Here is a 17,147-nt window from a genome sequence, read left to right as displayed (position 1 = left end):
CCGCGATAACGAGCAATCCGACGGTGTTCGAACCTTGGAACGCAAAGCGCCAGATGAAGAACCCTGAGACGGACGCAAACAGGCAGATCCCAAAGAAACGGAGTTCTGACGACGTGGTCACAGTCTCATCCGTATCTGTCACACGTTAAGTGGTCCTCTATATCGAGCGGTCGTTCCGGTTAGAGCGTAGATGAAGCCTGGTTGCATCCGTATTCAGAACTCGCCTAGGATGATGTCGGCGACGTGCCGACGGTCGAAGAACCGTTCTTCCGCCGGGAGCTCCGGGTACGCTCCGTCGACGTACGTCGGCCACTCGCCGAAGGCGTCAGGATAGAGTTGCTTGGCGGTCATCTCCAGTTGGAAGAGGTTCAGGATGGGTCCCTGATAGCGCGCGCCCTGCGCGTAGATACGGTCGTTCTGCACCGCGGTGAGTTCCTGTCCGACGGGGTCGTTTCTGAGCGCCGTTCGGACGTTCGCCATGTCGGTATCGGGGTGCATTCCGCCGAGGGCGAGGATGACGTCGGGGTCGGCTTCTAACAGCGTCTCCATGTCTATCTGCGAACCGGAGGCGACGTCGTCTCCGAACGCGTCGACCGGTTGTAGGGGGCGTACGTGCGCGGTGAGGAACCCGGGCGTGTCCACGTTGTACACGTAGGGCGCCGACGGATCGGAGAATCCGCCCATGACGATGCTCGGACGCTCCGACTCGGGCGGGAGGTCAGCCTCGATGGCGGCGAGTACGTCGTCGTGAACCGCCGACAGGGCGTCGTACTTCTCCTCTTCACGGAACACCTGCGCGACTTTCCAGAACTGTTCCCAGAGGGTGTAGTACCGGTATCGGTCGGCGTACGCGTCGGGCGGCGAGATGTGTCTGTTGCTGTAGTGGTTGCCGAACCACGGCGCGATGTTCTCGCGGACCTCCTCGACGTCGGATCGGCTCCACCCGTCGAGTTCGAGTACGCTCGCCGGGTCGGCGAGGTGAACGTCGCTGTCGAGTTCGTACAGCGTCTCCTTGCTCGGACTCCACGAGGAGTAGAGACCGCTCCAATCGAGCGAGACGCCCGGGAGGCGCGGGGTGAACTGGTTCCAGAGGCGTCGTAGTAGTCCGGCGCGTGCATCGTGTTCACGTCGTCGCCGCGACCGAGTGCGAACGCCATCCCGGCGAGGTGCGTCAAGCGCGTGAAAATCGTCTCCGGTACCGCTTCGAACTCGACTTCGCCCATCGGCGCCATCGACACCGCGTACGACTCGTCCGTGGTCGTGCCGGTGGCCGCCGGCGACGCCGACGGTGTCGAGTCCGTTCCGCTACCGCCCGTACACCCGGCGAGGAGGCCGCCGGCGAGAACGGCACCGCCGTACTTCACGCAGTCACGTCGTGTCGGCGCACTCCGACTCGCGTCGTCTCGTCGCATGGAACTTAGGCTAGCCTAAAAATATAAAACGGTTCCGAATTTTAGGCGGGCCTAAACGATGATGGGGTGGGGCGTAAGGTCGCCAGTCGCGTCCGTTCGTACGCTGTCGCGGCGGCAATCCGAAGGTTACGTGAGACGCCCAAGGCGTTGCGAGGGACGACCGAGGGCGGATTCAGCGATAGTGCGGTTCCCGAAACGGGACGGCGGGGATGTTGCGGACGCGGAACGCCTCGCCGCCGCGTTCGACGGTCGCATCGAGCGTCGCGGGAACGAGTTCTGCGAGTCGGTCGAACGAGAACGACGGCGGATTCGGAACCGCGGGGACGGTCCCGGGTCCGGTTTCGTCCACCGGGTAACTGACGCCGACCCAGAGAACGCGCTCTGGAAACGCTGCCGTGCCGATTGCCGCGCGCGTAGCGACACGTAATGCGTCGGCCCCGTCTCCGAACCGTTCACGCACCATCCGTTCGACTGTCTCCCTCGCGGACTTCGTCGCTTCGACGAGAAGCCAGCTCTGAAACGACATCTCGTCCGTTCTCCGGACCTCTTCGTTCGATTCCGGGTCGCGAAGACCGCCGTACTCTCGCGCAATTGGCGCTCTTCCCCGGAGGAACTCGGGGGTGACGCGGTGAGCCGTCGCGTCCTCGTCGCTCGCGTCCAGAGCGTCGGTTGTCTCGCCTTCGACGCCGAGTCGGACGACGGCCGCTTCCAGTTCGTCTCGCTCGACGCCGAATCGGCCCGCGACTTCGGCGAGCGAGTTCGGGTCCACCGACCCTCGTTGGACGAGGAGGGTCCCGAGCGCGGCCGCTATCCTCCCGTCTTCGTGAAAGGGAAAGAGGTCGTACGTCGCCTCCATCGGAGAGGGTCGGTTCCGCGAGGTGATAACGGTAGCCTCTCGGAGGCGTTTCTTTCGCGGGTGTCCGTTCCGCCGGGGAACACCTCCCCGGCGAACCCCTCTGACCCTGAGCGAGAAGGTGAGCGTTACTTCCGCGCTTCGCGAAGGAAGACGAGGGCCGCGCCGAACAGCGAGAGGTTCTTCATGAACGCGATTTTCTGGGAACTGCGCTCGTCCTCGTCGGCGTTCCAGTAGTCGTGCATCACCGGCGTGACGCCCGCGAGGAACGTCGCCACCGCGCCCGCAGAGAGCGTCGGCAGTCGCCACAGGGCGATGCCGAGACTCCCGAACGCGAGCATCCCGCCCGTGAACGGCACCATCGTCTCCGCGTTCGGCACGTCCTTGGACTCCGCGTACGCTATCTGCCCTTCGAGGTTGCGGAACGTATCGACGGCGAGAGAGCCGACGCCCGCCGCGAACAGCAAGCGACCGAGCGTGGACGGCGCGCCCTCGGTTTCGTTCGTCGTCTCGGTAGTCATGCGTCCGGCATCGCACGGAATTTCCTTGAATTCTGTGGCCCGAAAACGGCGGTATCGACGGATCGACCGCCCGAGAACGAACGATTCCGTCGAGGTGCGGTGGTGAGAGGGGGCCGCTCTCACAGCGACGACTCGACGAACCGCCGGACGATGAGGTCCTCTGCGGTCCGCAGGCGGTACTGGACGGTCGAACGCGGCGTATCGAGCAGCTCCGCGAGGTCGGCGACGGTCACCTCTCTGGGACGGGAGTAGTACCCGCGTTCGACCGCCGTCTCCAGCGTCTCCCAGTGGGCGGGCGAGAGTTCGGCGGCCACCTGCGACTCGGTGTCCCAGTTGCCCGCGCGACTCAAGTGGGACACCTTGAGGTGGAGGCCGTCGCGCAGGTTCTCCTCGATGGCCGAGTAGAGCTCGCCGATGGGCTGGTCGCCGGGGTAGAGGATGCGCCACCGGTACTCCCGCCCGGCGCGCCGCGACTCGAAGACGACGCCGTCGCCGACGTGGTTTACGACGTGGTGCGGAATCGAGTGACAGCGGTGAACCTCGTCGCGGTAGGTGTACACCGTCCGGGAGTTGGCCTTCCGGTCGAGGACGTGGTACTCGCGGTGCGTGTGGCAGTTCGGAACGTCGAGGCACTCGTTGCACCGCGACTCGTCTAAGAAGATATCGTCGAGTCGTTCGAGCCCTTCGCTCGGGCCGCGCGCGTGGTCGATGCGCCACATCGTGCGCTCCGTCGAGGTGCAGACCGACGACCGCATCGTGAGCGTCGGATACTCCGCGAAGACGTCCATCAGATCGTCGCTCCCGTCCTCGAAGTGGACGATGAACTCGAACTCGCGCATCTGGTCGGCTGACTGGCTTTGGGAAGGCATCTAGTTTCTGCTAATCTACTCTCAGGGGGCGTACGGATGAAAAGTGACCGAATTTGGCCGTTTGTACCTCCTCCGAAACCGAACCTAGCTATAGCCAACGGTACTCGCAAGCCCGTGACCGTCCGACGATGTGATGGGTAGCACGATGAGCGACACCGAACGTCCCGGCGAACGCGCGGCGGCCGAACCGGGAGAGACACCGCCCTCGGCGGACGCCGCACGCACTGCGACGCTCGGGACGATTCGGTCGTCGTCCGACGGTACGACGAACCCCTCGAACGACGAGCGCGGCACGACGCCGGAACATTCGACCCATAGATACATGCAGAAGAACGTAACTCGACACGAAAGCGATAGATTGAGCGCACTCGGCGGCTACGGCGTCCGAAAGCGAGGACTCCAACTGGTCTTCTTCGACGGGCAGACCCCTGACGAACGGACGGCGTTGCGGCGCGGCGTGAAAGAACAGACGATGGCCGCACTCGACCGGGTCACCGCCGTCGCCGCGGAGTCCGACGTCGAAGCCGACGACATCATGCGGACGACGGTGTACCTCACGAAGATGGACCGACTCCCGGAGGTGGAGTCGGCCTACGAGGAGTTCTTCGACGGGCGACGGCCGTCGATGACCGTCGTCGGCGTCGGCGCACTCCCGAACAGCGCCGCCGTCCAAATCGAGGCGACGGGCGTGGACCGGTGAGCGCCGCGAGTACGGCGTGAACCGGTAAGCCGGACGACTCGAACGCCGACGCAGACGACAGAGGCACCCTCGAAATTACGATCACTTACATTCGAAATGACGTTCGAGAGCGGACCTCGGTACCTCCGAAGCGGTACCGAGACCGACTCACAACTCGTCCACGCCGACCGTCATCTGACGGCGTTCCGTCCGGAAGCCGAGCGCTTCGTACGCGGAGAGCGCACGCTCGTTATCGACGTGGACGTCGAGTGCGAGCTCCGAACACCCGATCTCTCGCGCACGCTCTGCGACGCGGTCGATAAACTCGCGGGCGAGGCCCCTCCCGCGGTACGGCCCGCGGACGTAGATATCGCCGACGACCAGTCGGTCCGGGCGGTCGAAGACGGTCGGCGACTCGTCTACGTCGGCGGTGACGAAACCGACGAGTTCGCCGTCGAGGCCGCCCTTCGAACGCTCACCGGTCCCCTCGACGGCGACCCAGGTTCGGTGGTGCTCGGTTTCGAGCAGATCCAGCCGGAACTCGGCCTCCTCGGCGACGAGGTCGATATCGTCGGCGAGTGCGTGGGCATCGACGGTCGCTTCGAGGTGGCGGTGGTAGGGAAGCCACAGTTCCTCGACGTAGCGACGGACGGCGGCCTCGTCGGCGGGGAGGCGGCGGATTTCCATACGAACGAGTACGCGGCGACCTCGACTTATTCGTACCCCTCAGTCCTCGGTGTCGGCAACTCGCTTCTCGCGCCGTTCCGGGGTCGAATCTGTGCTCTCATCCTACCGAGAATGGACGTAATTTATTGGACGAACACCGGCCGCATCGATTCCCGAAGTACCGACGGGAGTCGAAGATTGGGCGGGGCGGACGCTCGTCGCCCGAATCACCGATCTCGGGAGCGAGCGGATTTATGTGTCCGAGCGGAGACGTGGACACGATGTCATGGACGTTCGAGCGGGTTTCCGGCCCCCGCGAGGCAACCGAGGGCCCCGTCTGGACGGGCACGGCCGTTCGATTCACCGAGATTCGGCGGAACCGAGTTCTCGAATACGACCCCGAGACGGACGCGACGGAGGTGTACATCGACGAGACGGCGGGTGCGGTTGGTCTCCACGAGGGGCGCGACGGAACCCTCTACGCCTGCGAGGCGGAGGGGCACCGAATCGCGGCGCTCTCGCCCGACGACCCGACGAGGGTAGTCGTAGACAAGTTCGAGGGGACGCCGCTGAACGGCCCGAACGACTTGGAAGTCGACCGCGAGGGGGACATCTGGTTCACGGACCCAGACGACGTGGGACGGGTCGAACTCGGTCACACGTCGGTGTACCGGGCCGAACGGACCGACTCGGGGTGGGACCTCGTCCACCTGACCGACGAGATGGACCGGCCGAACGGGATCTTGCTCTCGCCCGACGAGTCGCGACTCTACGTCGCCGAGTGCACGTACGGTTCGGACCAAGACTGCGACCTGCGGGCCTACGAGGTTCTCCCGGACGGGTCCCTCGGCGAGTGCGAGGTGCTCCACGACTTCGGCGACCACCGCGGCATCGACGGGATGACCCTCACCGAGGAGGGGAACGTCGTCGCCTGCGCCGGGTGGGAGAAGAGCGGACCCGGACCGTCGGTGTACGTCTTCTCGCCTTCGGGCGAGATACTCGCGCGCCACCCGTTCCCGGAGAATCGACCGACGAACTGCACGTTCGGCGGCCCGGCCCGCACCGACCTCTACGTGGCCGACATGACGGGTAGTCTCCACCGCGCGGAGACGGACCTCACGGGGTTCGAGCGGTTCTGAAACGACGGGAAAAGGGGCAGACGCCGCTGTTCCTCACCGCGAGGTTCGTGTTCAGGTCCACCTCCTCGGCTCTCTCCTCCGCGGCGTCGAGCGTCGACTCGGCCTCCGCCAACGTGACCGCTGCTACATCGGTCGTACCTCGCCGCAGGCGACGAAAAAAACCACCGCTCCGTCGGACTCGGTCGCCGTCCGCCGCGGTCGATTACAGCGAGGGGGCGTTGCCCGACGTCGCGAACCGCTCGACGTCGCCGGGGTCCTCCGCGTCGAGTAGGTCGTTGTTCGTCAGCAGGCGTTCGTCCTCCGTGCCGTCGAGGGCGAGGAACGTCGTCGTGCCATCGGCGGCGCGCGAGTCCCGGACGGTGACGTCGCGGGCGTCCGAGAGGCGAATCGCCGCGCCGTCGCTCCCGTCTTCCCCGCGGTGGGCCTGTCTGCCGACGAACCCGTCCACGAGCACTCCCTCGACGTTCGAGCAGGCCAGTCCGTCCCGATAGTACCCCGGCAGGTCGTCGGCCCACGAGAGTTCCACGTCGCGCATCGTCACGTTCCGGACGTTCTCGACGTGGACGCCCGCGATGTCGTGTTCGAAGATGGGCGGCAGCACCGACGTGGGTTGCAGGTCGAAGTTCCCGCCGACGAGTTCGGCGTTCTCGCTCCCGGTGAGTTCGATGCGCACGTCGTCGAACGTCACGTTCTCGATGTCGGACCCCTCGGCACCGTAGACGAGTGCGCCATTCTCGCTCCGGGCGACGACGTTCTCGAAGCGGACGTTGCGAATCGCGCCGAGTTCGGTGTCCTCGTCGCGGGGGACGGAGGAGACGTGGATGGGTTCGCCCTTCCCCCACCACGGGCCGGGGAGCAGGTTCGAGTCGATGACGACGTCGGTGAACAGCACGTTCTCCAAGTCGCCCGAGTCGCGGTGTTGGATGCCGAGCCCTCGGTTCGAGCCCTGCACGACGATGTTCTGAAACACGCAGTCGCGGATGGTGTCGTCGGTGCCCGACCCGAACTTGATGGCGCAAGCGCTGGAGGAGAGCGTGCAGTTCGTGACGGTGACGCCCTCGCACGTCGTCTCCACGTCGGGGCGCGCGCCGAACGTGATGCAGTCGTCGCACGACCGGATGGTGCAGTCGGAGACGTGGACGTTCCGACTGTCGCCGATGTGGATGCCGTCGCAGTTCGGAATGAGCATGTGGTTGAGGATGTCCACCCCGAGCACGTCTATCTCCTCGGACCCGTGGAAACTCAGCGTCCACGCGGGCATGTCGCGGAGCGTCACGTCCCGCACCGTCACGTCCGTGCAGTGGTTAAATCGGAACATCGGCCCCGGCCTGAAGTCGGGCTTCGCGACGGGCCACCCCTCGGTGCCGTCGCTCCGGGCGAGGTATCGCTGTCCCTGTCGCGCCTCGTGCGGGCCGTTCGAGACGAGGGGGTGGCTCGCGCTCTCGTTGGAGTGGCCCTGAATCGGCGTGTCCATCCGCATGAACTCCGTGCCGCGGCCGTCGAACTCGCCCTCGCCGGCGATGGTGACGTTCTCGGCGTCCTCCGCGAGGAGGAACACGCGTTCGCCGTCCGGGCCGATGTGCTTCGACGTGAACGCGGACTCCTCCGTCGCCGGGCGAACCACCGCGCCCGCCTCCAAGTGGAGCGTCACGTCGCTCCGCAGGCGAATCGTCCCCGTCGTGTACTCGCCGCTCGGAACGACGACGGTGCCGCCGCCGGCGTCCGCGCAGGCGTCTATCGCGCCTCGGAACGCGTCGGTGTGGACGCCGTCGTCCGGGTCGCCGTACTCCGTCACGTCGTACGCACTCGCTGCGGGTGACATGTACTCGTCGAGACACCCGGCCGCGCCTTTATGATACCGGTGGTCGAACTGACGCGGGTGTCCGCAGGCAAGCCTAACGTCCTCTTCGTGATGACGGACCAACAGCGATACGACACCGTCCGCGCCCTCGGAAACGCGCGAATCCACACCCCCAACATCGACCGTCTGGTCGAACGGGGCGTCTCCTTCACCGACGCCTACTCGCCGGACCCCATCTGCATCCCCGCCAGACACACGATCCGGACGGGGTGCGAGGCGACGACGACGGACTTCCTCGGGAACGAGAAGCGAGACGCCCGCCACCTCGAAGACCGGTGCGGCCCGTTCCTCGCCCGGGCGATGGGCGAACGGGGGTACCGGACGTTCCTCGTCGGGAAGTACCACGCCCACCCGCGCGACATCGACTTGGGGTACGACACCCGCCTCAGCGTCGAGGCGTACCGCGAGGACACCGGCCACGAGGTCAAGACCACCGCCCGCGAGGGCGCGATGGTCCACCTCCCCCAGCAGAACCACCTCCCGCCGGAGTCGAACTACGAGGCGTGGATGACCGACCGGGCGGTTGAACTCGTCGGCGAGGACGGCCCGTTCTTCGGCCTCGTCTCCTACGAACCGCCGCACCCGCCCTTCGCGCCGTCGCCGCCGTTCGACCGGATGTACGACCCCGACCGACTGCCCGGCCCCGTCCGCGGCGACCGGACGGTCGACCACGCGGACGAGAAGATTCCGGCCCAGAACTACCACTTCTGGACGGCGCGCGAGGACGGCGTCGACGAGACCACCGCCCGCGTCATCAAGGCGCACTACTACGGGATGATCTCGGAGGTGGACCGCCACGTCGGGCGACTGCTGGACGCCGTGGAGGCCCGCGACGACGCCGAGAACACGCTCGTCTGCTTCTTCTCGGACCACGGCGAACTCCTCGGCGACCACCGCGGGTGGGAGAAGTCGTCGTTCTTCGAGGCGTCCTGCCGGATTCCGTTCCTCCTCAGTTGGCCCGCGGAGTTGCCGCGTGGGACGCGAAACGACGAACTCGTCTCTCTCGCGGACCTGTTCGGCGTCGCCACGACGGCGGCGGGGGACCCGGACCTGCGGGAGGGAGTCGACCTCCTCGGGATGCTCGCGGGCGACGCCGACCCGCGAGACCGACTGCACGGGTACCACGAGACGCCCGGCCTCGCGCCGAACTTCACGACGATGGTCCGCGAGGGCGAGTGGAAGTACGTGTTCATGGCCAACGGCGGGCGGGAGCAGTTGTTCGACCTCTCCGCCGACCCCGACGAACGCGACGACCTGTCCGACGAACGTCCCGAGAAGACGGCCGATCTGCGGGAGACGGCGGCGCGGAAGTTGGCGGCGGACGGCCGAACCGACTACCTGGAGAACGGCACCCTCAAGCGGCACCCCTACCGCCGACTCGATATGGGGCGTCTCGTCCGGGAACCGTACCCCGACTCCCCGAGCGACGTTCTCGACTGAGTGCAACTCGTCGCTCTGCCGTAATTTTATTACCGCCGCTAGCGGATGTCACGCCATCGATGGAAATCACCGACGTCCGTACTATCCGGTTTAGCTGCGCCTCTCACGTCGAGGCCGACGAGAAGGGCCACGGCCACCCCGGACCGCCCACCGAGACGACGAGGACGATAACGCACATCGTCGTCGAGGGCGGTCCGGACGGCTACTGCCGCGGCGGCCACCCGGAGGCCAACGAGTTCGCGAAGCGCCACCTCGTCGGGGAGAACCCCCTCTACCGCGAGGAACTCTGGCAGCGACTCTGTCGCGCCGAGCGGTTGAACAAGGGACTGCTCACCGACAAGCGTGTGGCGGCCATCGACTGCGCCCTGTGGGACGTGGCGGGCAAGCACGCCGGACTCCCCGTCTACCAACTGATCGGCGCGGCGCGCGACGAGGTGCCGGCCTATGGGAGTACGATGGTCGGCGACGACGACCCCGAGGGACTCGGGACGCCCGAGGCGTACGCCGACTTCGCCGAGGAACTGGTCGAGGAGGGGTATCAGGCGGTCAAACTCCACACGTGGATGCCACCGTTCGGCGAGAGCCCCGAACGCGACATCGAGGCGTGCCGCGCCGTCCGCGAACGCGTCGGCGACGACGTGGACCTGATGCTCGACGCGCACCACTTCTACAGTCGCTCGGAGGCCAAGGAGATCGGGAAGGCCCTCGAAGAACTCGACTTCCGGTGGATAGAGGAACCGATGGACGAACACTCCATGTCCTCCTACGAGTGGTTGTCGAACGAACTCGACCTCGCCGTCGTCGGCCCGGAGACGGCCGAAGGGCGGATGCACACCCGCGCCGAGTGGATAAAGCGTGACATCTGCGACATCGTCCGCGTCGGCGTCTTCGACACGGGCGGTATCACGCCCGCCCTGAAGGCTATCGGCCTCTGCGAGTCGTTCAACGTCGAGTGCGAGATACACGGCCGCGACGCGCCGAACCTCCAACTCCTCGGGACGATGGCGTTCCCCGGTCGGTACTACGAACGGGGACTGCTCCACCCGAAGCACGACTACGAGACGTACTTCCCCGAACTGGAGGAACTCCCCGACGAGGTAGACGACGACGGCGTGGTTGAGATGCCGCAGTCGCCCGGACTCGGCTACGAGTTCGACTGGGAGTTCGTCGAGGCGAACCGCCTGAACTGACGCCGCGAGAACCGACTCCGAGCGGACCCGATTCTTCGCCGTTCGACCCGTTCAGCGGTCGTATGCGCCCCACGCCCACAGGAAGAGGCGCGCCCCGACGCTGGCGAGTATGAGCGAGATGCCCCACACGCCGAACATCCCCGCCATGACGCCGTCTAGCGCGAAGCGAGCGAGCATGATCATCACGATTCCGCCGGCGACCGAACCGACGAACAGTTTGTGCTCCGACAGCGCAGAGAGGGGGGCGAACCGACGAGATGTCTCGACAGCCATGTTCTGCCGGCTGTTAGACAGCCACTCACAAATAGATGTTGCTCCGCCTACCGGAGTTCGCCCTCGTCGTCCACGATGCTCGGACTGTTCCAGTACTCGTGGGTGTCGTCGGCCCGGTAGCACCGCGCGAGGCGGCCGCCGTCCGTGGTGATGAGGTCAGGCTCCTGCGCGCGGCACGTCTCCCGCGCCTCCGGGCACCGGGGGTGGAAGTGACACCCCGTCGGCCGGTTGACCGGGTCTGGGATGTCTATCTCCCGCACCGGCAGTTCCTCCTCGCCCTCGTCGCCGTACAGGTTCGGCGTCGCCCACTTCAGCGCCTTCGTGTAGGGGTGCTGGGGGTTCTCTATCACCTGCTCTATCGGGCCGATTTCGACTATCTGTCCGAGGTACATCACGGCGATGCGGCCGCCCGACTTCTCCGCGATGTACCGCGCGTTCGAGAGGTCGTGGCTGATGAACAGGTAGGACGTGCCGAACAGGTCCTGCAGTTCGAGCATGAGGTCCATCATTTCGACGCGCAGGCTCACGTCCAGCGCGGAGATGGCCTCGTCGGCCAGAATCAGGTCCGGATTCAAAAGCAGCGACCGGACGAGGACGACTCGCTGTTGCTCGCCGCCGCTGAGTTGGTGCGGGAAGCGATTGACGAAGTCCTCCGCGGGCGAGAGACCCACCTTCTCCAGGAGCGCGAAGATTCGCTCCTTGCGGCGTTCCCGACCCAACTCGGGGTTCCACTTCTTCATCGGGAGCATCAGAGAGGTGAGCAGTCGCTGGTTCGGGTTCAGCGCGCTTCCGGGGTCCTGGTGGATGATCTGGAGGGAGCGGCGAATCTCGGAGAACGGTATCTCCGGGTTACGTCCATCTTTCGCCTCCCAGACGTCCTGACCGCGGTACTTCACCGACCCGGAGGTCGGACGCTGCGCGCCGATGAGAGCCTTCCCGAGCGTCGATTTCCCGCACCCGCTCTCGCCGATGAGGGTGACCACATCGTTCTCGCCGATGTCGAGCGAGATGCCGTCCACGGCGCGGACCGTTTCGTCCTCGGAGAACAGGTCGAACAGGCCGCCGCTGTCTGTGAAGTGGACGGAGACGTCGTCCGCGGAGACGACGGGCGCGTCGCTCATCGGCTCCCCTCCCCGTCGCTGCGAAGCGGCATCGCCTCGTCCACCTCGTCGTGGTAGAAACACGAGGTTCGGTGTCCCGGTGACCGCTCCACCATCGGCGGTTCCTCCTGCTTGCACGACTCGTCGGCCATGGGACAGCGCGGGTGGTAGGAACAGCCCGGAATCCTGACGACGGGGTCCGGTTTGTTCCCCTCGACGGACCGCATCTCGTCCACGGGGACGTTCAAATCCGGCGTCGCCTGCAGGAGCATCCGGGTGTACGGGTGCGCCGCGTGGTAGAGGATGTCCTGGGTGTCGCCCATCTCCACGACGTCGAACGCGTACATCACGACGAGCCTGTCCGCGAGTTTGGTCAGGAGCGGCAGGTCGTGCGTGATGAAGATGATGGTCAGGTCGTACGCCTCCTTGAGGTCTCGGAGCAGGGAGATGATAGAGCGCTGCATCAGGAGGTCCAGCGCCGCCGTCGGTTCGTCCATCACGAGCACCTCGGGTTCGAGGACGAGCGAGAGGGCGATGAGCGCCCGCTGTTTCATCCCGCCGGAGAGTTCGTACGGGTAGGAACTCAGCACCCGTTCGGGGTCGAGGTACAGGTCTTCGAGGATCCCGCGGGCGCGTTCCATCCCGGCGTCCACGTCGCGGTTGTGGTCCTCGAGCGTCTCCTTGAAGTGGCCGCGAACGCGCTTGACGGGGTTGAACGAGCTCATCGCGCCCTGGAACACCATCGACACCTCCTCCCAGCGGAACTCCCTCAGTTCGCTCTCCGAGAGGTCGAGGACCGATATCGGCTCCCTGTCGTCCGGCGGGTAGTACGTCACCTCGCCGCTGGTCTCGCCGGGCTCTACGACGGCGTTCATCAGCGTCGAGGAGAGCATCGACTTCCCCGACCCGGACTCGCCGACGATGCCGAGCGTCTCGTTGCGGCGGATGTCGAGGTCAACGTTGCGAACCACCTTCGACTCGCCGCGGTCGGTCCCGAAGGTGACCTCTAAGTCCCGCACTTCGAACACCACGTCCGATTCGTCCCGCGTCTCGTCGTCCATCCTTGATTCCGTATCGAGTGTCGAGTTCATAGTTTTACCTTCGGGTCAGTCACTTTGGCTGGCGGACGGTGCGTCCTTCTTCGGTGCGTCCTTCTTCGTCGTGTTCGCGTGCCGGGCGCGGAGGCGGACGTTGAACAGGCTGTCGAGCCCCTGCGAGAGGAGGACGAGGCTGAACGACAGGAGGAAGATGCAGACCATCGGGAACACCATCCAGTGTATCATGTCGGGCCGCGTCAGCGCGTTCCCCTCGTACGCCAAGTTCATCATCACGCCCCAGTTGAACGTGGTGAAGGGGAGGATGCCGAGGAAGTACAGCCCGACGGACTCGAAGATGATGCGGCGGGAGGTGATTGCGCCGTTTATCATCACGTACGGCATGAGCTGCGAGAGGATGTCCCGCCGGAGAATCGACGAGAGGGGGATGCCCATTATCTCCGACGCCTCGACGTAGGACTCCTCGCGGATGCTGAGCACCTGCGACCGGACCGTGCGGGCGAGTCCCGGCCAGTTGTCGATGCCGAGGAACACGCCGACGAGGTAGGGGTTCTCCGGCTGGAAGATGGCCGTGATGACGATGATGAGCGGGAGGCCGGGAATCGTGATGACCACGTCCGTGAGCGTCATCAGTACCGTGTCGATTCGCTGGCCGTGTTTGAATCCCGAGAGGACGCCGACGAGGGCGGCGAACCCGACGCTGACGATCGCCCCGGCGAATATCATCTTGAAGATGCCCGGCGTCGCGTGGATGAGTTGGGCGTGAATCGGCTGCCCGAACACGTCCGTTCCCAAGGGATAGGCCAGATTCTCGAACGGCCCCACGAGGACGGGCGCGTCGCCGCTGGTCGGCTTGTCCACGAGGGCGACGCCGACGGTGCCCATGAATATGAACATCGCGAGGAGGGCGCCGCCGAGGAGGGCGCGCCAGTCGTTGACGGCCACCCGCGCGGGCGCGAGCACGTTCAGGTCTATCGCGCGCTTGAGTCGAACCCGCGTCGATTCGGGTTCGTGGTCGATGCTCTCGTCGTAGACGCTCTGTAGGTCGAAGCTGTCTGTCTCTGGGTTGCTCATGACTCCTCCACGGAGATTCGCGGGTCGATGAGGCTGTACGTGAGGTCGGCGACGAAGATGGCCGTCAGCGAGATGGCCGTGAAGACGATGAGCGTCCCCATCAACAGCGGGTAGTCCTGCGTCTTCACCGCCTCGAACATCAGCAGTCCCATGCCGGGGTAGGAGAACACCTGTTCGACGATGACGGCGCTACTGAACACGCCGGCGATACCGATCATGAACTGCGTGTACATCGGCAGTATCGCGTTGTGTCCGAGGTACTGCGTCGCGATTCGCGTGTCGCGGAGGCCGCGGAGTTGCGCGACGCGGACGTAGTCCTCCCCGAGGATTCGTATCGCGTTCCCGCGCATCGAGAGGGCAGCCGAGGTGGCCAACACCCCCATCGAGAGGGCGGGCAGTGCGGCGTGTTTGACGAGGCTTATCATGAACTCCGGATTGTACCCCACCGGGACCCCCGACCCGATTCGCCCGCCGACCGGGAAGAACGACTGGCGAATCGCGAGGAAGTAGATGAGGACGACGCCCACGATGTAGTAGGGGACGGAGTTGAGCGCGATGACCACCGAGGAGACGCCGGAGTCGAACCGCGATTTCTCCTTGTACGCGGTCAGGACGCCGAGGACGATACTGAGCGAGTACCCGAGGGCGAACGCGTACAGGCTGATGAACATCGACCACGGCAGACGCTGCAGGATGAGCGTCGTGACCTTCTCGTTTTTGAAGAACGACCGCCCGAGGTCCTGATACAGCACCACGTCCCGGAGGTAGTTCAGGTACTGGACGTGGACCGGTTGGTCCGGACTGACGTTCGTGTACAGCTGAATCAGCGTGTTCAGGCGGTCCATGTCGATACCCGTCGAACCGCTCTGCGAGAGGATGACGCTCTTCATCGCCTCCGCCGGGCCGCCCGGCATCGCCTGATACAACGCGAACGACAACGTGATCGTCACGAAGAACGTCAGCAACGCTTGTCCGATCCGTTTCAACAGATATCGTGGGGTCATGAGATAACGTCCACCGTGCGATATTATAAACGTTTAGCTGTGATGTATTACGCCGGACATTTTACTTCGAGCTGATCCATCCGTTCTTGAAGGCGAACTGCCCCGGTCGGTTCGTGTTGAGCTCTTTGTCGCCCTCCGTGGGCATCGAGAAGCTTTCGACGTCGCCCCAGTAGCCGGAGTCCTCCTCGACGAACACGAGGTCCGGGAGCGCGTAGTTGAACCACTGCACGAGCGTCCGGGTCTTCTCTTTGACCGCCTGTTGGGACTTCGACGAGGGGAGCTCGTTCATCAGCGTCGCGGGCTGAATCTCCGTTCCGCTCCCCTGTACCTCCTTTGCGCCGACTTCGCTCGGGATGGTCGTCGTGAACGGCTTGCCGGTCGGACCGGTCTCTCCGCCGCCGGAGGGGTCGCCCACTTCGATGCCGTAGAAGTTGTTCGAGTAGTACGCCGACGGGTGCCACAACGCCTTCGCGACGTGCCAAATCCAGAAGATGTCGGCCTGGTACGTCTGCAGGCGCTGGTAGTAGTCCGAGGAGCTGACGGTGCTTATCTTCGTCTGGAGGCCGAAGGAGTTCAGCTGGTCGTTGAACACCTTCGTCGCCTGCACCTGCGTGTTCTTGTTCTGCGTCAGCACGGTTAACGTGAACTTCTTGCCGTCGGGGTCCACCCACGCGCCGTTCTTCTTCGTGTATCCGGCCTGTTCCATCAGTTTGGCCGCGCCCTCGGTGTCTTTCCCCGTCGGGTAGTCGATGAGTTTATCCACGAAGCTCGACCCGAGGTACTTGTCGTGGATGGTCGAGCGAAGCGCGGTCTGTGTCTCGGGCGGCTTACCGACGGTTCCGGCCTGCCGCATCGCGGCGACCATCGATTCGAGGTCCACGGCGTGCGCGATGGCCCGGCGAACCGGGAGCTTCGCGAGGTGTTCGTTCTTGAAGTTGAAGGTGAACTTCTGCATCCGGAACCAATTGAGGCGGTAGACGTTCTGTATGTTCTTCGGGTAGGTGCTCTTCTGGGACTCCGACATGAGCACGTCGGGGTTCATGTCGAGTTTGTTGTTGACGGCGAGGGAGTCCACGTCGGCCGTCGTCTCGGGGACGATCTTCACCTTCGGGACGTTCGTCCTGTCGGCGTACGGGTGGTCCTCGAACTTCTCCAGCGTCGTCTCCGAGGAGTTGAACCCGGTCACCTTGTAGAGGCCGTTGCCGAGTCCGTCGTCTATCAACTGCTGGGTCGTTATCTTCATGTTCAGCAGTTCCTCGGTCACCGAATCGCGTTCGCTCTGGTCCGCGGCGTCTTGGAGCTTCGTGAGGTACTCCTTGTAGACGGACCGCGGCGTGTTGACGAACGTCTCCGCCACGTCGGCCTTCATGAGGTTCGGCGCGACGGCGGTCTTGAACGTCCGTTCGATGGTGTAGTCGTCCACCAGCGTGTTGCTCTCGATGTTGGACTCCTCGGGTTGCTGCAGTCGGTCGATTTCGAGGCCGATGTAGTAGTCCTCGGCCGTCAGGTCGTCGCCGTTCCACCACTTGAAGTCCTTCGGGAACTTCAGCGTGAGCGTCTTCCCGTCGACGGACATCTCTTCGAGGAGGTCCGGCCGAACCGACCCGTCGGCGTACCCTCTGGCGACCTGTTCGAACAGTTGGTCCTGGAGGGTGTGAGCGTAGTTGCCGAGGCTGTACCGGTTGAACTGGACGTCCGTCGCCGGTCGGCCGGCCGGGAAATCGAGGGTGTCCTCTCCCGACCCGCTTCCGCCGCCGCTTCCCCCGCCGCCTCCGCCTCCCTCGGCGGTCGCCGTCGTCTCCGAGTCACTAAAGCAACCCGCCAAGCCGGCAGTGCCCGCGACGGTGCCGTACTTGACGAACTCTCGTCTGCTCCAACGGTTTGAACTCTCTTTCGCCATGCGTCATCACTTATCATACCGGGCGCTCCATAAATACGTGTTGGTAAGCACTAATATTAGATTCGAGACATTTCGCAGGGGTGGGTCCCCCACCTTCGGAGGGGCATATGT

General features: G+C 64.9%; 15 protein-coding genes and 1 pseudogene. 4 read left to right on the top strand and 12 right to left on the bottom strand.

Translation table 11 applies throughout. The features are described 5' to 3' along the window. Positions 1–213: 213 nt before the first annotated feature. The 4 genes and pseudogenes from ACFQEV_RS09420 to ACFQEV_RS09405 form a co-directional block, all read right to left on the bottom strand. Positions 214–1,412, bottom strand: a pseudogene (locus ACFQEV_RS09420) (ABC transporter substrate-binding protein). A gap of 172 nt (positions 1,413–1,584) precedes the next feature. After that, positions 1,585–2,268: a hypothetical protein gene (locus ACFQEV_RS09415; protein ID WP_379695204.1), complete on the bottom strand. Its 684-nt coding sequence runs from the start codon at positions 2,266–2,268 to the stop codon at positions 1,585–1,587. Between the two features lie 125 nt (positions 2,269–2,393). Then, positions 2,394–2,786, bottom strand: a complete 393-nt coding sequence (locus tag ACFQEV_RS09410) for a DoxX family membrane protein (RefSeq protein ID WP_379695202.1) — start codon at positions 2,784–2,786, stop codon at positions 2,394–2,396. 119 nt (positions 2,787–2,905) lie between these two features. Then, a complete protein-coding gene (locus ACFQEV_RS09405; protein ID WP_379695241.1) occupies positions 2,906–3,625 on the bottom strand; it encodes a helix-turn-helix domain-containing protein in 720 nt (239 codons plus the stop codon). A gap of 163 nt (positions 3,626–3,788) precedes the next feature. On the opposite strand from ACFQEV_RS09405, the gene ACFQEV_RS09400 reads away from it, so the two are divergent. Continuing rightward, positions 3,789–4,355 (top strand): RidA family protein, encoded by a 567-nt coding sequence (locus ACFQEV_RS09400; protein ID WP_379695200.1) that lies wholly within the window; start codon positions 3,789–3,791, stop codon positions 4,353–4,355. Positions 4,356–4,502: 147 nt separating this feature from the next. Here the strand turns inward: ACFQEV_RS09400 and ACFQEV_RS09395 are convergent, their stop codons facing one another. Continuing rightward, complete coding sequence (locus ACFQEV_RS09395; RefSeq protein ID WP_379695198.1) at positions 4,503–5,021, bottom strand: GNAT family N-acetyltransferase; 519 nt, start codon at positions 5,019–5,021, stop codon at positions 4,503–4,505. 260 nt (positions 5,022–5,281) lie between these two features. Between ACFQEV_RS09395 and ACFQEV_RS09390 the strand changes: the two genes are divergently transcribed. Beyond that, a complete protein-coding gene (locus ACFQEV_RS09390) occupies positions 5,282–6,139 on the top strand; it encodes an SMP-30/gluconolactonase/LRE family protein (protein ID WP_379695196.1) in 858 nt (285 codons plus the stop codon). Positions 6,140–6,341: 202 nt separating this feature from the next. Here ACFQEV_RS09390 and ACFQEV_RS09385 read toward each other — a convergent pair whose 3' ends face one another. Then, positions 6,342–7,961, bottom strand: coding sequence for a glycosyl hydrolase family 28 protein (locus ACFQEV_RS09385; RefSeq protein WP_379695194.1), 1,620 nt, complete (start codon positions 7,959–7,961; stop codon positions 6,342–6,344). 30 nt (positions 7,962–7,991) lie between these two features. On the opposite strand from ACFQEV_RS09385, the gene ACFQEV_RS09380 reads away from it, so the two are divergent. Together ACFQEV_RS09380 and ACFQEV_RS09375 are read left to right on the top strand one after the other, a co-directional pair. Then, positions 7,992–9,440: a sulfatase family protein gene (locus ACFQEV_RS09380; RefSeq protein ID WP_379695192.1), complete on the top strand. Its 1,449-nt coding sequence runs from the start codon at positions 7,992–7,994 to the stop codon at positions 9,438–9,440. Positions 9,441–9,499: 59 nt separating this feature from the next. Beyond that, entirely contained in the window at positions 9,500–10,630 is a 1,131-nt protein-coding gene (locus ACFQEV_RS09375; protein WP_379695190.1) for an enolase C-terminal domain-like protein, read from the top strand. Positions 10,631–10,681: 51 nt separating this feature from the next. On the opposite strand, the gene ACFQEV_RS09370 is transcribed toward ACFQEV_RS09375, so the two are convergent. From ACFQEV_RS09370 to ACFQEV_RS09345, 6 genes are all read right to left on the bottom strand, one after another. Continuing rightward, positions 10,682–10,903, bottom strand: a complete 222-nt coding sequence (locus ACFQEV_RS09370) for a hypothetical protein (RefSeq protein ID WP_379695188.1) — start codon at positions 10,901–10,903, stop codon at positions 10,682–10,684. A gap of 47 nt (positions 10,904–10,950) precedes the next feature. Next, entirely contained in the window at positions 10,951–12,024 is a 1,074-nt protein-coding gene (locus ACFQEV_RS09365; RefSeq protein ID WP_379695186.1) for an ABC transporter ATP-binding protein, read from the bottom strand. Then, positions 12,021–13,064 (bottom strand): ABC transporter ATP-binding protein, encoded by a 1,044-nt coding sequence (locus ACFQEV_RS09360; protein WP_379695184.1) that lies wholly within the window; start codon positions 13,062–13,064, stop codon positions 12,021–12,023. The genes ACFQEV_RS09365 and ACFQEV_RS09360 overlap by 4 nt, the downstream gene beginning before the upstream one ends. Positions 13,065–13,109: 45 nt before the next feature. Further along, positions 13,110–14,132 (bottom strand): ABC transporter permease, encoded by a 1,023-nt coding sequence (locus tag ACFQEV_RS09355; protein ID WP_379695182.1) that lies wholly within the window; start codon positions 14,130–14,132, stop codon positions 13,110–13,112. Further along, on the bottom strand, positions 14,129–15,136 hold the full coding sequence (locus tag ACFQEV_RS09350) for an ABC transporter permease (RefSeq protein ID WP_379695180.1): 1,008 nt from the start codon (positions 15,134–15,136) through the stop codon (positions 14,129–14,131). Before ACFQEV_RS09350 ends, ACFQEV_RS09355 begins: the two co-directional genes overlap by 4 nt. Before the next feature lie 61 nt (positions 15,137–15,197). Beyond that, entirely contained in the window at positions 15,198–17,036 is a 1,839-nt protein-coding gene (locus ACFQEV_RS09345; RefSeq protein WP_379695178.1) for an ABC transporter substrate-binding protein, read from the bottom strand. Between the last annotated feature and the right edge of the window lie 111 nt (positions 17,037–17,147).

The organism is Halopelagius fulvigenes, assembly GCF_042662625.1.
Taxonomy (GTDB): Archaea; Halobacteriota; Halobacteria; order Halobacteriales; family Haloferacaceae; genus Halopelagius; species Halopelagius fulvigenes.
The sequence above is the reverse complement of the archived record's forward strand: the minus strand, read 5'-3'. Positions and strand labels throughout refer to the sequence as shown.

What these genes read in the sequence shown, in the direction of transcription:
- ACFQEV_RS09360 (WP_379695184.1), bottom strand. Translation starts at nt 13,064, where the DNA reads ATGGACGACGAGACGCGGGACGAATCGGACGTGGTGTTCGAAGTGCGG.
- ACFQEV_RS09375 (WP_379695190.1), top strand. Translation starts at nt 9,500, where the DNA reads ATGGAAATCACCGACGTCCGTACTATCCGGTTTAGCTGCGCCTCTCAC.
- ACFQEV_RS09410 (WP_379695202.1), bottom strand. Translation starts at nt 2,786, where the DNA reads ATGACTACCGAGACGACGAACGAAACCGAGGGCGCGCCGTCCACGCTC.
- ACFQEV_RS09395 (WP_379695198.1), bottom strand. Translation starts at nt 5,021, where the DNA reads ATGGAAATCCGCCGCCTCCCCGCCGACGAGGCCGCCGTCCGTCGCTAC.
- ACFQEV_RS09370 (WP_379695188.1), bottom strand. Translation starts at nt 10,903, where the DNA reads ATGGCTGTCGAGACATCTCGTCGGTTCGCCCCCCTCTCTGCGCTGTCG.
- ACFQEV_RS09390 (WP_379695196.1), top strand. Translation starts at nt 5,282, where the DNA reads ATGTCATGGACGTTCGAGCGGGTTTCCGGCCCCCGCGAGGCAACCGAG.
- ACFQEV_RS09385 (WP_379695194.1), bottom strand. Translation starts at nt 7,961, where the DNA reads ATGTCACCCGCAGCGAGTGCGTACGACGTGACGGAGTACGGCGACCCG.
- ACFQEV_RS09350 (WP_379695180.1), bottom strand. Translation starts at nt 15,136, where the DNA reads ATGACCCCACGATATCTGTTGAAACGGATCGGACAAGCGTTGCTGACG.
- ACFQEV_RS09415 (WP_379695204.1), bottom strand. Translation starts at nt 2,268, where the DNA reads ATGGAGGCGACGTACGACCTCTTTCCCTTTCACGAAGACGGGAGGATA.
- ACFQEV_RS09355 (WP_379695182.1), bottom strand. Translation starts at nt 14,132, where the DNA reads ATGAGCAACCCAGAGACAGACAGCTTCGACCTACAGAGCGTCTACGAC.
- ACFQEV_RS09400 (WP_379695200.1), top strand. Translation starts at nt 3,789, where the DNA reads ATGGGTAGCACGATGAGCGACACCGAACGTCCCGGCGAACGCGCGGCG.
- ACFQEV_RS09405 (WP_379695241.1), bottom strand. Translation starts at nt 3,625, where the DNA reads ATGCGCGAGTTCGAGTTCATCGTCCACTTCGAGGACGGGAGCGACGAT.
- ACFQEV_RS09345 (WP_379695178.1), bottom strand. Translation starts at nt 17,036, where the DNA reads ATGGCGAAAGAGAGTTCAAACCGTTGGAGCAGACGAGAGTTCGTCAAG.
- ACFQEV_RS09380 (WP_379695192.1), top strand. Translation starts at nt 7,992, where the DNA reads ATGATACCGGTGGTCGAACTGACGCGGGTGTCCGCAGGCAAGCCTAAC.
- ACFQEV_RS09365 (WP_379695186.1), bottom strand. Translation starts at nt 12,024, where the DNA reads ATGAGCGACGCGCCCGTCGTCTCCGCGGACGACGTCTCCGTCCACTTC.